Origin of the sequence: Clostridium ljungdahlii DSM 13528, from assembly GCF_000143685.1 — a bacterium.
Lineage (GTDB): Bacteria > Bacillota > Clostridia > Clostridiales > Clostridiaceae > Clostridium_B > Clostridium_B ljungdahlii.
In genome coordinates, this window is sequence record NC_014328.1 from 763,962 (window position 1) to 779,440 (window position 15,479).

Annotated in this window: 9 protein-coding genes and 1 other RNA gene; 9 read left to right on the top strand and 1 reads right to left on the bottom strand. The window is 30.5% G+C overall.

From position 1 onward, the window contains the following. Nucleotides 1-299 precede the first annotated feature (299 nt). The gene (locus CLJU_RS03395) at nt 300-1,436 is read right to left on the bottom strand and encodes an acyltransferase (protein ID WP_013237361.1); all 1,137 of its coding nucleotides are present in this window, start codon (nt 1,434-1,436) and stop codon (nt 300-302) included. A gap of 170 nt (nt 1,437-1,606) precedes the next feature. On the opposite strand from CLJU_RS03395, the gene CLJU_RS03400 reads away from it, so the two are divergent. From CLJU_RS03400 to CLJU_RS03440, 9 genes are all read left to right on the top strand, one after another. After that, complete coding sequence (locus tag CLJU_RS03400) at nt 1,607-3,523, top strand: NAD(+) synthase (protein ID WP_193351969.1); 1,917 nt, start codon at nt 1,607-1,609, stop codon at nt 3,521-3,523. A 99-nt stretch (nt 3,524-3,622) separates the two neighbouring features. Further along, nucleotides 3,623-4,048 (top strand): NfeD family protein, encoded by a 426-nt coding sequence (locus CLJU_RS03405; RefSeq protein WP_013237363.1) that lies wholly within the window; start codon nt 3,623-3,625, stop codon nt 4,046-4,048. A gap of 4 nt (nt 4,049-4,052) precedes the next feature. After that, nucleotides 4,053-4,991 carry an SPFH domain-containing protein gene (locus CLJU_RS03410; RefSeq protein ID WP_013237364.1) on the top strand — a complete coding sequence of 313 codons (939 nt, stop codon included), beginning with the start codon at nt 4,053-4,055 and terminating at the stop codon, nt 4,989-4,991. Nucleotides 4,992-5,561: 570 nt separating this feature from the next. Next, nucleotides 5,562-6,248 carry a response regulator transcription factor gene (locus CLJU_RS03415; protein WP_013237365.1) on the top strand — a complete coding sequence of 229 codons (687 nt, stop codon included), beginning with the start codon at nt 5,562-5,564 and terminating at the stop codon, nt 6,246-6,248. Between the two features lies 1 nt (nt 6,249). Continuing rightward, complete coding sequence (locus tag CLJU_RS03420) at nt 6,250-7,644, top strand: sensor histidine kinase (protein ID WP_041705031.1); 1,395 nt, start codon at nt 6,250-6,252, stop codon at nt 7,642-7,644. Between the two features lie 13 nt (nt 7,645-7,657). Continuing rightward, on the top strand, nt 7,658-9,112 hold the full coding sequence (locus CLJU_RS03425; protein WP_242825697.1) for a hypothetical protein: 1,455 nt from the start codon (nt 7,658-7,660) through the stop codon (nt 9,110-9,112). Between the two features lie 21 nt (nt 9,113-9,133). Beyond that, the gene (addB, locus tag CLJU_RS03430) at nt 9,134-12,586 is read left to right on the top strand and encodes a helicase-exonuclease AddAB subunit AddB (RefSeq protein ID WP_013237368.1); all 3,453 of its coding nucleotides are present in this window, start codon (nt 9,134-9,136) and stop codon (nt 12,584-12,586) included. A 216-nt stretch (nt 12,587-12,802) separates the two neighbouring features. Beyond that, nucleotides 12,803-12,994: non-coding RNA, 6S RNA (ssrS, locus tag CLJU_RS21535), on the top strand. 300 nt (nt 12,995-13,294) lie between these two features. Continuing rightward, nucleotides 13,295-15,424 carry a formate dehydrogenase H subunit alpha, selenocysteine-containing gene (locus CLJU_RS03440; RefSeq protein WP_013237369.1) on the top strand — a complete coding sequence of 710 codons (2,130 nt, stop codon included), beginning with the start codon at nt 13,295-13,297 and terminating at the stop codon, nt 15,422-15,424. Nucleotides 15,425-15,479 lie beyond the last annotated feature (55 nt).

The following is a 15,479-nucleotide window of genomic DNA, read 5'->3' on the forward strand; positions in this document are numbered from 1 at the left end:
CAAAATATATTTATATCCAACTGAAGCTGGCTTTTTTCAAATAGAATATTGGATTTTCTCTAGAATATTTTTCCCAAAGTCTTCTTTTTTATTAATATTATTGAATTTGAATTTGAATTTATCTGATGGCTACCTACTGTAACACTCCCACTTCTATCAAAGTGGGAGATAACAGTAGTTATGCCCCTAGATAATTCATCTAAACTTAGTGGGAGAAAAAAACTCCCACTAAGTAAGATTCATTGATTAAAATGTTAGTACATAAAAAGAATAAATAAATTCATTTAAACAAAAACAATCTACCTGTTAACATTTATTTTTAACTTCTGTACTATTATAGATTTGTTTTTAAATTTTGATCTAATACCTATCAGGTATCTACTTCCAGGAATGTAACTTATCATACAACAAATAATAGGAGTTATTATTATAGTTACTAAAAGTTTTATTAATGGACTATATAGATAGTGAGTTGAAGGTATCTTTTCTGACCATTTTTGAATAACAATAATATGGAGCATATATGCTGGAAAAGAATACTTTCCTATAAATGATAGTAAAATACTAATTTTTTTGCTGACGGTGTCTATATAGAGAGATAGCATATAGAAGAAAAGTATTGCTGTAGTTACATATACTATATATAAAGCATGGTCAAATTTAATAAATGGAAGTGGATTACCTATAAAATCTTTTACATCATCATAATAAAAATATGATAAAAGTATAGTGTATCCGCCAATAAGTGCATATTTGTATTTTTTTATCATAGCTTTTAAATTTGTATAATTAAAAATCATATATGATCCCACTACAAAATAAAAAATCCATAGTAAAGGTGTTATATTTATAAAACTTTGCTGCAATTTAGATGGTGTTCCAAATAATAATTTTCCAATTGCAGAAGTAACATGATTGTTGTCTTTTAGTATTAAGTAGTATAGCACAAAAGAAAATATAAAAAACAATTTTTTTATAAAAGTGCTTGTACCATTTAATTTCTTTATAAATAGAAAGATTAAGGGTATATATAAATATAATCTGATTATCATGCCCATATACCATAAATGGTAGGCAGAACTACCAGTAACTATTTGTCCTATAAAGTTTGTAAAACCATAAGTGCTGTGATTTAAAATTAAATCATTTATAAGGGAACAAAAAATATAAGGTAAAATTAGAAATTTTAATTTTTTGATATAGAAATTTAATACATCCATACGATCATAATATACATAAATGAGGCATATGGCAGTTAATGCTACAAACATAGGTACAGCAGTTTTACCTATTGAATAAATAAGTTTTGAAATAAGTCTATTTTCTAGAGAAATATCTTTTATAAAAGAATAACCGCCAAAAGTGTGCTGTATTACTACTAAAATAAAAGCGATTCCTCTCATTATGTCTAATTCTGCTAATCTATCTTTAGTCATATTTTCCTCCTCCTAAGTAAAAAATATCCTTGTACAGTTTACACTTATCTAAATGAAAAGGCAATTTCTTATGATTTAAGATTAAACTCATAAATAGCTTTAAATTTGCTTTATATCACTTATAATATAAAGTATATAATAAAAGTTAAAAGATTATTAGGGAGGAAAATATAATGTCATCAATGGATTTTGTAAGAGTATCTGCAGCATGTCCTTTAACAAATGTAGCAGATATAGAATTTAACTTAAATAATATAAAGCTTTGTATAGATAGAGCTCTAGAGGAAAAATCAAAGCTTGTAGTTTTTCCGGAGCTTTGTATAACCTCGTATACCTGTGCAGACCTTTTTGAACAGCAGCTGCTTTTGGAGAAATCCGTAGAAGCTTTAAAAAAGTTGTGTGATTATTCAAAAGATATAGACATACTAATAGCTGTAGGGGCACCTCTTACATATAATTGTTGTCTTTATAATTGTGCATACATAATATTCCAGGGTAGTATCCTAGGTATTGTTCCCAAAAGTTATATTCCAAATTATGAGGAGTTTTACGAAAAAAGGTGGTTTACAGAGGGGCTAAAGGTTACAGATGAAAAGGTTAACTTTTATTTTCAAGAAGATATTCCATTTGGAACAAACTTGATATTTACCTGTGGTAATTTTAAATTTGGAATTGAAATATGTGAAGATCTATGGACAGTAGTACCTCCAAGCAGTTATTTATGTCTTATGGGTGCAAACATTATAGGAAACCTCTCTGCATCTAATGAAGTCGTAAGTAAATCCACGTATAGAAGGAGTTTAATATCATCTCAAAGTGCTAGATGCATGTGTTCTTATATATATTCATCTTGTGGAGTGTTTGAATCTTCTACAGATTTAGTGTTTAGTGGTGATATGTGTATTTCTGAAAATGGAGCAATTCTAGAATCTGGGGAAAGATTTAAAAGAGAAAATCAAATTATTACTACAATTGTAGATTTAGGACGATTAGCTGCACAGCGTTTAAGAAATGTAAGTTTTAGGGACAGCGTAAAGTTATTTTTGGAGAAACCTATAGAAGTTAAATTTCAATTTGAAACTATGAATTATGGAAAATTTGATAGAACTGTTGACAAACATCCTTTTGTACCCTCAGGTAAAGATGAAAGGGAAATTAGATGTAGGGAAATATTTAATATACAAACTTCTGCTCTTGCTAAAAGAGTAAGTCATACTAATTTAAAAAGAGCGGTTATAGGTATATCAGGTGGACTTGATTCTACATTGGCCTTGCTTGTTACAGTGAAAACTTTTGATATGTTAAAGATATCGAGAGACAATATAATAACTGTTACTATGCCGGGATTTGGTACTACAGATAGAACTTATAATAATGCGGTGGATTTGTGTAAAAGTTTAGGAACGGAACTTAGAGAAATAAACATAGTAGATGCATGCCTTCAACATTTTAAAGATATATCCCACGACAGAGAAATACATGATGTAACTTATGAAAATGTCCAGGCAAGGGAGAGAACGCAGATTATAATGGACATAGCAAATAAGGAAGGTGGACTTGTAATTGGGACAGGTGATCTTTCTGAGCTTGCACTTGGATGGTGCACTTACAACGGCGATCATATGTCTATGTATAGTGTAAATTGTTCCATACCTAAAACCTTGGTAAGATATTTAGTAAGATATGTAGCAGATAAAGAGGTATCAAAAAATATATCGGATATTTTAATAGATATACTTGATACTCCAGTAAGCCCAGAACTTTTGCCTAAAGACAAAAATGGAAAGATAGCTCAGAAGACAGAAGACATAGTGGGTCCATATGAGCTTCATGACTTTTTCTTGTATTATTTTGTTAGGCATAGTTATTCGCCTGAGAAGATATTGTTTTTGGCAAAACAAGCTTTTAAAAATGATTATACTAATGATGTTATTTGTAAATGGCTGAAAGTATTTACAAAAAGATTTTTCACTCAACAATTCAAGAGATCTGCAATTCCAGATGGACCTAAGGTAGGTACTGTAAGTTTATCTCCTAGAGGAGATTGGAGAATGCCTTCAGATGCTAGCTTTAATTTATGGATGTAAAAATAAAATTTATATAAAATCAGTTTTATTGATGAATAGATGTAGTATACTATTTATAATATAAAGATAGAAAAATTTTGATAGGGGGTTGGAATTTGCATGTTTAATATTATTTTATGGACTGTAATTGGTTTAGTAGCCCTATTTGTAGACATGGTAACTAGTGCTTTCCTATTTGTATGGTTTACTATAGGAGCGATTGCTGCCATTGTAGCAGGAATATTAAAATATTCCTTTATAGTTCAACTTGTAGTATTTTTAGCAGTTAGTATAGTGCTTACAGCTGTTTGTTATCCTATAGTTAAAAAGAATATTAAAAAATCTATAAAACCTACTTTGCTTAGGGAAAAAACTTATGTGGGAAAAAAGGTCACTATAGATAAGGAAATGGAAAAGAATAATGGAATAAGAATTGATGGAGTATACTGGAATATAAAGAATGAAGGATATACTATTAAGGATGGAGATACCGTAAAGATAATTGGTATGGAAGGAAATAAAGTTATTATAAAAAAGGAGATGTAAATATATGATAAGTAAAATTTTCATTTTGATTGTACTTGTAGCTATTATTGCAGTTATAGTTTCTTCTATGAAGGTAGTAAACACTGGTTATGTAACTATTATAGAGAGATTTGGACAATTTCATAGGGTATTGGAACCAGGATGGCATTTTCTAATTCCTTTTGCTGATTTTGCAAGAAGAAAAATTTCAAATAAACAGCAGATACTAGATATTGAACCTCAAAGTGTTATAACTAAAGACAATGTAAAGATATCTATTGATAATGTTATTTTTTACAAGATATTAAGTGCTAAGGATGCTGTGTATAATATAGAAGATTACAAAGCAGGTATAGTTTTTTCAACTATAACCAATATGAGAAATATTGTAGGAGATATGACCTTAGATGAAGTACTGTCGGGAAGGGATAAAATAAATGCAGAGCTTTTAAAAGTAGTGGATGAGATAACAGACGCATACGGCATAAAAATATTGTCTGTAGAAATTAAAAACATTATTCCACCGGCTGAGATTCAGCAAGCTATGGAAAAACAGATGAAGGCAGAGCGTGATAAAAGGGCTGTTATACTTCAGGCAGAAGGTCAGAAACAGAGTGATATAGCAAGAGCTGAAGGTGAAAAGCAAGCCAAGATACTGCAAGCTGAAGCTGAAAAGGAAGCAAATATAAGAAGAGCTGAAGGATTAAGACAGTCTCAAATGTTGGAAGCAGAAGGTAAAGCAAAGGCAATAGAATCTGTAGCAGAAGCGCAGTCCAAGGCAATTCACCTTGTTAATAGATCTATAATTGATTCAGGTACAGATGAAAAGGTAATAGCACTTAAACAGGTAGAAGCATTGAAGGAAATGGCTAAAAATCCAGCAAATAAATTGATATTGCCAAATGAGTCCATTTCTTCTCTTGGCAATATGGCTGCTATAGCAGATATGCTTCAAAAGAAGTAATCCTTATAGGTGTTACAGCTTAAAATTTGACCTATTCTTCGGATATTTTTACAACCTTCAGCTCGTAAAATATTTTGATAAGCCTAAGTAAAAAATTCTAGAAAAGCTAAGAACTTTTGAAAACTCATACCTCAAACAATTCAAAAGCCCTAAGTTTTTACGAATTTTTTCTAAGACTTATTTGCAAAATATTTGAAAGAGCTTCATTATTGTAAGAATATCTCTGCGAATAGGTTTAAATTTAAGATGAGAATCCTTATAGGATTTCTAATTGAAACTTGTCATTATATGCTATGTATAAGTTTAAATTTCAATTGGAGACCCTATAGATTATAAAGTTTAATCTATAATTACTTAAAAGTGCTTATTATAAACTTCAGTTGTATTTATAACTTTAGAATTTAAATCAAACTGACAATTTGGATAAGTTTAATTGTAGAGTTGACTATCTATATAGGTAGTTGAATTCAAAAGCAGTTAGTAACTTTAGTTAAAGGTTAAAAAATTGCAGCTTGAGAGATTATATACTTTTAAATTGAAATTGATAATTGAAATATGGGGGAAGTTTGTGTGAAAAAGGTTTTAATAGTGGAAGATGAAGCTTCTATAAGAGGGTTTTTAAAAATAAATTTTAAAAGAAACAAGTTTATAGTGATAGAAGCAAGTACGGGAGAAAGAGCTTTAGAAAAGGCAAGAGTTGAAAATCCAATAGTTACGATATTAGATGTAATGCTTCCTGGAATGGATGGATTCAAGACTTGTGAAATACTTAGAAGAGAATTTCCTAAGATGGGTATAATAATGCTTACAGCCAGAAGCCAGGATACGGACAAGATAATGGGTTTTGGATTTGGAGCAGATGACTATGTAATAAAACCTTTTAACCCCCAAGAGTTAATAGCTAGAGTAAATGCACTTTTGAGGAGAATAGGATTACAAAGTGATAGTAAAAATGAAGTGCTTGTATCGGGTGAATTTAAAATAGATGAAGGAGCCATGAAAGTCTATAGAAGTGAACAGGAATTAGAACTTACCCCAAAAGAATATATGTTGATGAAAATATTTATAGAAAATCAAGGAAAAGCTTTAAATAGGAATGAACTCCTAAATCTTGTCTGGGGGTATAGCTATCCTGGAGATGCAAAAATAGTTGACGTAAATATTAGAAGGCTTAGAGAGAAGATAGAAGAAAATTCTTCAAAACCAAAGTATATTGAGACTGTTTGGGGAGTAGGGTATAGGTGGAGAAAAGAATAATATGTTAAATGGAATAAAGGAAAGAATGATAGGAAGCTATCTATTTATAATAATTTTTACTGTAGTGATAATTGAATCTTTTTTAATATTCTCCATTAGCAGATACTATTATAAAAATATGGAGAATATGGTTTCTAATCAGATAAAAGTTTCCGTAGATTTTTATAATAGCTATCTGGCTTCTTCCAGTTTAAAAAAAAATATAAGTGACAATGCAGATATATTTTGGAAAAATACTTCTGCAGAAGTTCAAGTAATAGATGTTTCAGGAAGAATGCTTATGGATTCTATAGGAAACTTTATACCTGGTAAAGTGAAGGGGGAAGACATAAAAGATGCTTTAAATGGAGAATTAGGCATTTCTATAAAAACAGATAAAAAAACTAGTGAAAAAGTGTTGTATGTATCTAAAGCTTTAAAATCTAATAGAAAAGTTGAAGGAGTACTTAGATTTGTTACTTCTCTTTCAGAAGTGGACATGATAATAAAAAAAATATCTTTTATGCTCATATTTATAGGAATTGCAGTAATAATAATGGCAGGAATTATAAGTGTGTTCATTTCAAATAGTATAACAAGACCCTTAAGAGAGGTCACAGCTATGGCAAGAAAAATGGCTAGTGGAAGATTTAATGAGAGAATTGAAAAAAAGAGAGACGATGAGATAGGGGAACTATTTGATGCACTAAATTTTATGGCAGATGAAATATTAAAAAATGAGAAGTTAAAAAATGAATTTGTAGCCTCCGTATCCCATGAACTCAGAACCCCACTTACATCTATAAAGGGATGGGCGTCTACTATGAGAACTGGAGATTTCAGTGATAAGGAAGAATTGCAAACTGGACTTGAGATAATAGAAAATGAAAGTGATAGGCTAACTAAAATGGTAGAAGAACTTTTAGATTTTTCTAAATTTATATCTGGTAAAATTACATTGAAAAAAGATTATGTAGATATAAAAAATACTATAGAATATATAAAAAAACAATTTTCTCTAAGGGCATGGCGACAAAATATAAACTTTTCTGTAAAAGTTCAGGATAACATGCCTTTGGTTTTACTGGATGAAAATAGAATTAAACAGGTGCTTAACAATTTGCTGGACAATGCTTTTAAATTTACACAAGAAGGGGGAAAGGTAACTTTAAAGGCTTTCGTGAAAGATGAAAACTTAATTATGATAGTAGATGATACTGGAATCGGGATACCTGAAGATGAACTTCCAAAAGTCACTGAGAAGTTTTTTAAAGGCAAAAGTGACAAGTGCAGCAATGGAATAGGACTATCAATATGCAAAGAAATAGTTTCACTTCATGGAGGAAAAATTGAGATAACAAGTGAACTGGTTAAGGGAACGGAAATAACTTTGACCATTCCGGTAGAAGACAACTAGAATTTTAGAAAAGGTGATATTTTTGAAAAAGCTTACTGCACTTATTGGTATTTTAGTTGTATGTATAGTATTTGTAGTGTATAAAAATATAAATTCTTCTCTTAATCCCAACATTGTTCCCGTAAAGAACATAAATTTACCTATAGCAGGAACATGGATTTTAGATAGATATGTATTTACAGGTGACTCTTCTATTTCTGAGGACAAGGCTAAAAGTATGCTAGGTGAAAAGGCTGAATTCAGTGATAAGGGAGTATACTTTGATAATTTGATATGCAAAAATCCTAGTTTTAAAGTAAAAATTTTAGATAGTAAAGATTATTTTCAAAATAATTTTAAAATTGATCCTTCTTCCATAGGGATAAATGAAAAATACATAAAAGTAGTTACTGTGTCTTCTGAAGATAATTTTTTTGATGAATTTATTGAGATAAATAAAAACGTAATGTTAAAGTTTACAGATGGAATAATATTTTTTTTCGTTAAGGATGGCACACAAATAAACAATTCTGAATTTAAAAATATAGATAAAAATAATTCTAAGCTTATAATTCCAAAGAGTCAAAAAGAGACGAATTCTAAATCCGGATTGCTTTTAGGACTTAAGTGTATTGATGAGACGGGACTAGGGTATAATTATAGAACTTTGTGGATAAGTTCCTCATATGGGAAGATTATGCCTATTGTTAATATAAAAGATTTAGTAGTCCCAAGGAAAAGTGGATTTTGGAAGGTTGGAGTAAAAAAAGTATGGGAAAAAGGTGTGAAAAAGGATATTGTTTGGGGCGAAACCCTTGGAAACAATAAAACTTCAAGAATTAAATATCGCAGCATTTCTGGGATTAGCAGCGAAATATTATTTGTAGGTGAAGAATATATTTCTATGGATGACAAGAAAGTTTATAATGATGATGATGGTGACCAAAGATTTGAAAGAGGAGATTTTAGTGTACTTCCTCTAGATAATTTCGATGGAAATAAGATGGATTTTTCTAAAGCTTTTGGGGATGATGCAGGGAGTAGATTAAAATATAGTGCAGATTTATATTTAAAAAAGGTAAACTTAAGTAAAAATAAAATAGATGAAAATAAGTTGCAAACTAATTGGTCTGTAGATAGGAGAAGCGGAAGATGGATGCTAAGAGGAAGAATCCCTTATGGTGATTTTGATGTGATGTATGCAGCTCCCACAATTTTAACTGATTATGATGATTTATATCCATCATTTGATGTAATAAAAAAAGATATACCAGATGCAGTAGATGCATATACTTCTCCAAATAGGGACTTTATAGTTGTTTTAACTGAAACTGAGTTAAAAATCTATTCTTTAAATAATAAAAAAATAGGTAAACTAGACAAGGAGTTTGACTTAAAAAATGGAGAAACAGCAGTTATGTCTCAGTGGTCATTAGGAAGTTATGTAGATGAATGGAATAAATTAATTAAGAATATGAAGAAAAATTAATATTACAGGTGTGTGATTATTATGAGCATAAGGTTTATATATGGAAGGGCAGGAAGTGGTAAAAGTTATTATTGCCTTCAGAGCATAAAAAAGAGAATAGAAGAAAATGAAAATAGAAATCTCATACTTTTGGTACCTGAACAATTTTCTTTTCAAGCAGAGAAAAATTTATTAAAATCAGTGGGACAAAAGGGGATGTTAAAAGCTCAGGTACTGAGTTTTAAGAGAGCTGCAGAAAGAGTGTTTGGTGAAGTAGGTGGTGGTACAAGAAAGCATGTAAATGATTCAGGAAAAGCTATACTTCTTTATGAAATAATAGAGAGGAATAAAAAGAAATTAAAAGTATTTGGGAAATCTACTAAAAAACAAGGCTTTGTAAATATGATTTCAGATATGATAACTGAATTAAAAAAGTATAACACATCAATTAAACTCTTACAAGATAGCCTAGATAGAATAGAAAATATAAATCTGAAAAACAAGTTAGAAGATATAATAATAATTTACTCGGAGTTTCAGGAGAGGCTTCATAAAAATTATATAGATTCTGAGGATATACTATCCCTGCTATATGAAAAACTTGATAAATCTAATTTTTTTAACAATGCGGAAGTATGGATTGATGAATTTTATAGTTTTACGCCCCAGGAATATAAAGTTCTGGAAAAAGTTATATATAAATCATACAGGACAAATATAACCTTATGTACAGATATTCTAAGTGAAAATTCTTCTCTTGAAAGTATGGACTTATTTTTACCTACAAAAATCACTGAAAAAAAACTTTTAGAAATAGCTAAAAATAATAATATATCCTATGACAAACCAATATCATTAAAATCTAATTCTTACAGTAGATTTAAAGGTAATGCAGAGCTTGGACACCTAGAACGGTATATATTTTCTTATCCTTACAAAACTTATAAAAGATCAAATTCGAGCATAAGGATATTTAAAGCCTTAAATAAATATACTGAAGTGGAAAATAGTGCTCGGGACATATTAAAAATGTGTAGGGATGAAGGTTTTAGATTTAGAGATATTTCAGTTGTGACAGGAGATTTAGATGGATATGAAAATATTATAAAAGCTGTGTTCAATCAATATAATATACCTTATTTTATAGATAAGAAAAGGGAAATTGATGATAGTCCTATTATAATTTTAATAATTTCAGCTATAGAAATACTTTCAAAAAATTGGTCCTATGAAGCTGTATTTAGATATTTAAAAACGGGACTTTTGAATTTAGAATTTGATGAGATAGATATGTTAGAAAATTATGTGCTTGCCAATGGAATAATAGGAAAAAAATGGACCAATCCAAAGCCGTGGAATTATAGAATAAACTATGGAAATTTTGATGAAGAAATATCTGAAGAAGAGACAGAATATTTAAAAAAGATAAACTGTATAAGGGATAAAGTTAGAGAACCTATTTTGAAGCTTTCAAAGGATATAAAAGGTAAGAAGACAGGACAACAGATGTGTGAAGGACTATATAATTTTTTGCTTAATTTAGAGGTGCCAAAAAAAGTGGAGACACTTATAAAGGAATTTAGAAATACTTCTAAATTAGATAAAGCAAATGAGTATAGCCAAATATGGAATATAGTGGTAGACATATTAGATCAAATAGCAGTTGTTATAGGAGATGAATCCATTGGAATGGAGCTATTTAGTGAAGTACTTGCAAATGGCTTTTCCCAATATGAAATAGGAGTAATACCTGCATCCTTAGACCAAGTTTTAGTTAGTAGTGTAACCAGGTTAAGAAGTCACGATGTAAGAATACTTTATATTGTTGGAGTTAACGATGGAATATTTCCAGCATCTATATCTGCAGATGGAGTATTTACGGATGAAGACAGGGATGAATTGAGGAAAAGAGGAATGGAACTTGCAAAAGATACTAGAAGCAGGGCTTTTGAAGAACAACTTTTAGTATATGGAATACTTACTAAAGCAGATAAATATTTAACATTAAGCTATTCAATGAGTGATGAAGAAGGAAAAAGTAAGAGACAATCTATTGTCATATCTATTATAAAAAAATTATTTCCTAAGGTTCAAGAAGAGAGTAATTTAAAAGGTATTTTGGGAGATAAAGCAGGAATAGAAGCTGTAAATGGACCTAAAGATACATTTAATGAATTGATTTCAAATATAAGAAGAAGCATAGAAGATAACAATTCTGTAGATCCACTTTGGATTAACGTATATAGATGGTATAAAAATGATCCTAGTTGGAGTAAGAAAGTTGAAACTGTTTTAAAAGGATTTTCCTATAACAATTACATTGAAATTTTAGATAAAAGTAAAGTTAGAAGACTTTATGGAAGCCATTTGAATATAAGTGTTTCAAGATTAGAGAAATTTTCAGAGTGCCCTTTTGCATATTTTGTACAGTATGGACTTAAAGTTGAAGATAGAAAAATGTATAATTTAAGTTCTCCGGATTTAGGAAGCTTTATGCATGATATACTTAAAAAGTTTTCCATACAGTTAAAAGAAAAAAAGTTAACCTGGAATGATATAGATAGGAATTGGTGTGAGGAAAATGTAAAAGTTGTAGTAGATAGTACTTTAAGTGGTATGCCAGGATCCATATTGAACAGTTCAAAGAAGTATAAACATATTACAGATAATTTAAAAAAAATACTTACAAGGTCAGTATGGCTTATAGCAGAACATATGAAAAGAGGTAAGTTTGTACCAAGGGCTTATGAACTTTCTTTTGGAGACTCCGGAGATATACCTCCTATTTCAATAAAACTTCACTCGGGAGAAGAAGTTAGTCTCATAGGTAGAGTGGATAGAATAGATTTATTAGAGCAGGATTCAGTTGTATATCTTAGAATAATAGACTACAAATCTGGTACAAAGGAATTTAAGCTGTCAGACATATATTATGGTTTTCAAATGCAGCTTTTAATATATTTGGATGCCATACTTGCGGAACTGGATGAAAAATTTAATAAAGAAGGTATACCGGGAGGAATATTATATTTTAAATTGGATGATCCCATAATAAAAACAGAAGGAAATATAAGTGACTCTGAGATAGAGAAGAAGATACTTAAGAGTCTTAGGATGAATGGATTGCTTTTAAATGATCCTGAGATAATAAGGCAAATGGATAGTGAAATGGAAAGAACTTCAGATATTATATGTGCTTCCATAAAGAAAGATGGCAACCTTTCAAAGACTCAATCGTCTCTAGCAACTAGGGAGCAATTTGAATTACTAAGGAAATATGTAAGAAGCATAATAGTAGACCTAAGTGAAAAGATACTAGAAGGGGATATAGAGGCAGCTCCATATAAAAATAAAAGCAAGACAGGATGTAGTTATTGTATTTATTCTGCTATTTGCCAATTTGATACATCTATAAAAGGAAATGAATATAAGATAATTAAAGATAAAAAGGATGAAGAAGTTTGGAAGGATATTGAAGGAAAAGTTGGAAAGTAAAATTTCGATGGAATAGTTGCAAAATTTGAAGGATTGTGTGGAACTATTTACTAGAATAATGGTACAGATATGTATATGATAGTAGTACAGATATGTGCATATTTTACAGTTTCAATAGATATTGTAAAAAAATATATAAAGTATAATTGACAGGCCAAATGACTTATTATATAATAAATTTGTAAAAACGTTATCAAAGCATTTTAAATATTTATAAAAGATCTGAGGTATACGTAAGCTTTAGTTTTGAACCTACGTTATGTAAACGGAAGTTCAATATTTAGATGGGTACATGAAGCCTACTTATAATTGTAATTGAAAGTTTAGGAGGATGGAGACATCTGTGAGGACATCCACCTATTTTGGGATAGGTGTCAAAGTAAAGTTAAACGGTATTTTGGATAAAATAAAAGTAATCTTTAAGATTATGATTTCTAAAGAGAGGTTGAGAGATCTCTCTTTTTATGTCCAGCATAATGCATCTGTATTTCATTTTAATATATTTTAAAACTATATTTAAAAAGTGATTAAAAAATGGAACTATTATTTTAAATTGCAATAAAGTCTCAATAAAGTATTAAAAAAAATTAAACAAAAGTAACCTTAGTAACCTTGACTTTAAATTCTGAATATTTTAAAATGAAATTGTAATCGGTAAAAGTAATTTATAGGTAAATTTAATATATAAAGTTATTGGGGGGTAAAACAATGGATAAAAAAGTTTTAACTGTTTGTCCTTACTGTGGCGCTGGTTGTAATTTATACTTGCATGTAAAGAATGGCAAAATAATTAAAGCAGAGCCTGCTAATGGTAGGACAAATGAAGGATCACTGTGTTTAAAAGGACACTTTGGTTGGGATTTTTTAAACGATCCTAAAATATTGACATCTAGAATTAAACATCCGATGATAAGAAAAAACGGAGAGCTAGAAGAGGTAAGCTGGGATGAAGCTATTAGTTTTACGGCTTCAAGATTGTCACAAATAAAAGAGAAATATGGACCTGATTCCATAATGGGAACAGGATGTGCTAGGGGTTCTGGAAACGAAGCAAACTACATAATGCAAAAGTTTATGAGGGCGGTTATTGGAACCAATAACGTAGATCACTGTGCCAGAGTTTGACATGCTCCTTCTGTAGCCGGTCTGGCTTACGTTTTAGGAAATGGTGCTATGTCAAATGGTATACATGAAATAGATGATACAGATTTACTACTTATTTTTGGATATAATGGAGCAGCTTCGCATCCAATAGTTGCTAAGAGAATAGTTAGGGCAAAACAAAAGGGTGCAAAGGTAATAGTTGTAGATCCACGTATAACAGAGTCTGGTAGGATAGCAGATTTATGGCTCCCTATAAAAAATGGAACAAATATGGTTCTTGTAAATACTTTTGCCAACATACTTATAAATAAACAGTTTTATAACAAACAATATGTAGAAGATCATACTGTTGGTTTTGAAGAATATAGATCTATAGTTGAAAATTATACTCCTGAATATGCAGAAAAAGTTACTGGCATACCTTCAGAGGATATAGTAGAAGCTATGAAAATGTACTCAGGTGCTAAAAATGCCATGATATTATATGGTATGGGAGTATGTCAATTTGCTCAAGCTGTAGATGTAGTTAAGGGACTAGCTTCTATAGCATTATTAACTGGTAATTTTGGAAGACCTAATGTAGGTATAGGACCTGTAAGAGGCCAGAACAATGTTCAAGGTGCTTGTGATATGGGAGCACTTCCTAATGTATACCCAGGTTATCAAAGTGTAACTGACGATGCAATTAGGGAAAAATTTGAAAAAGCTTGGGGTGTTAAACTTCCAAACAAAGTTGGTTATCACCTGACACAAGTTCCTGAATTAACGCTTAAAGAGGATAAAATAAAGGCATATTATATAATGGGTGAAGATCCAGTTCAAAGTGATCCTGATTCTAATGAAATGAGAGAGACACTGGATAAAATGGAACTTGTAATAGTTCAGGATATATTTATGAATAAAACTGCACTCCATGCAGATGTAATTTTACCTTCCACGTCTTGGGGAGAACATGAAGGAGTCTTTAGTTCTGCAGATAGAGGATTCCAGAGATTTAGAAAAGCTGTAGAACCTAAGGGAGATGTTAAACCAGATTGGGAAATAATTTCAAAAATTGCCTGTGCTATGGGTTATAATATGCATTATAACAATACTGAGGAAATATGGAATGAACTTATAAATTTATGTCCAAATTTCAAAGGAGCAACTTATAAGAGACTCGAAGAATTAGGAGGAATCCAATGGCCTTGTCCATCTGAAAATCATCCTGGAACTTCTTATCTCTACAAAGGTAATAAATTTAATACACCTACTGGAAAAGCAAACTTATTTGCAGCAGAATGGAGACCTCCTGTAGAGCAGACAGATAAAGATTATCCACTTGTTCTTTCTACAGTTAGAGAAGTAGGACATTATTCTGTAAGAACAATGACAGGAAACTGTAGGGCACTTCAGCAGTTAGCCGATGAACCAGGATATGTACAAGTTAATCCAATGGATGCAAAGGCTAAGGGAATAATAGATGGTGAGCTTATGAGAATAAGTTCACGAAGAGGTTCTGTGGTTGCCCGTGCACTTATTACTGAAAGGGCAAATAAAGGAGCAGTCTATATGACCTATCAATGGTGGGTAGGCGCATGTAATGAACTTACATCTAATAATCTAGATCCAGTATCAAAAACTCCTGAATTAAAGTATTGTGCAGTAAAAATAGAAGCTATAAAAGATCAGAAAGAAGCTGAAAAGTTTATAAAAGATCAATATGATCTTTTAAAGAAAAAGATGAATGTTTAATATTTTAATATAAAGATGGCTAAAAAGACCTTGATTAAGAGGTCTTTTAGCCAAA

What these genes read in the sequence shown, in the direction of transcription:
- CLJU_RS03410 (WP_013237364.1), top strand. Translation starts at nt 4,053, where the DNA reads ATGATAAGTAAAATTTTCATTTTGATTGTACTTGTAGCTATTATTGCA.
- CLJU_RS03420 (WP_041705031.1), top strand. Translation starts at nt 6,250, where the DNA reads ATGTTAAATGGAATAAAGGAAAGAATGATAGGAAGCTATCTATTTATA.
- addB (WP_013237368.1), top strand. Translation starts at nt 9,134, where the DNA reads ATGAGCATAAGGTTTATATATGGAAGGGCAGGAAGTGGTAAAAGTTAT.
- CLJU_RS03405 (WP_013237363.1), top strand. Translation starts at nt 3,623, where the DNA reads ATGTTTAATATTATTTTATGGACTGTAATTGGTTTAGTAGCCCTATTT.
- CLJU_RS03395 (WP_013237361.1), bottom strand. Translation starts at nt 1,436, where the DNA reads ATGACTAAAGATAGATTAGCAGAATTAGACATAATGAGAGGAATCGCT.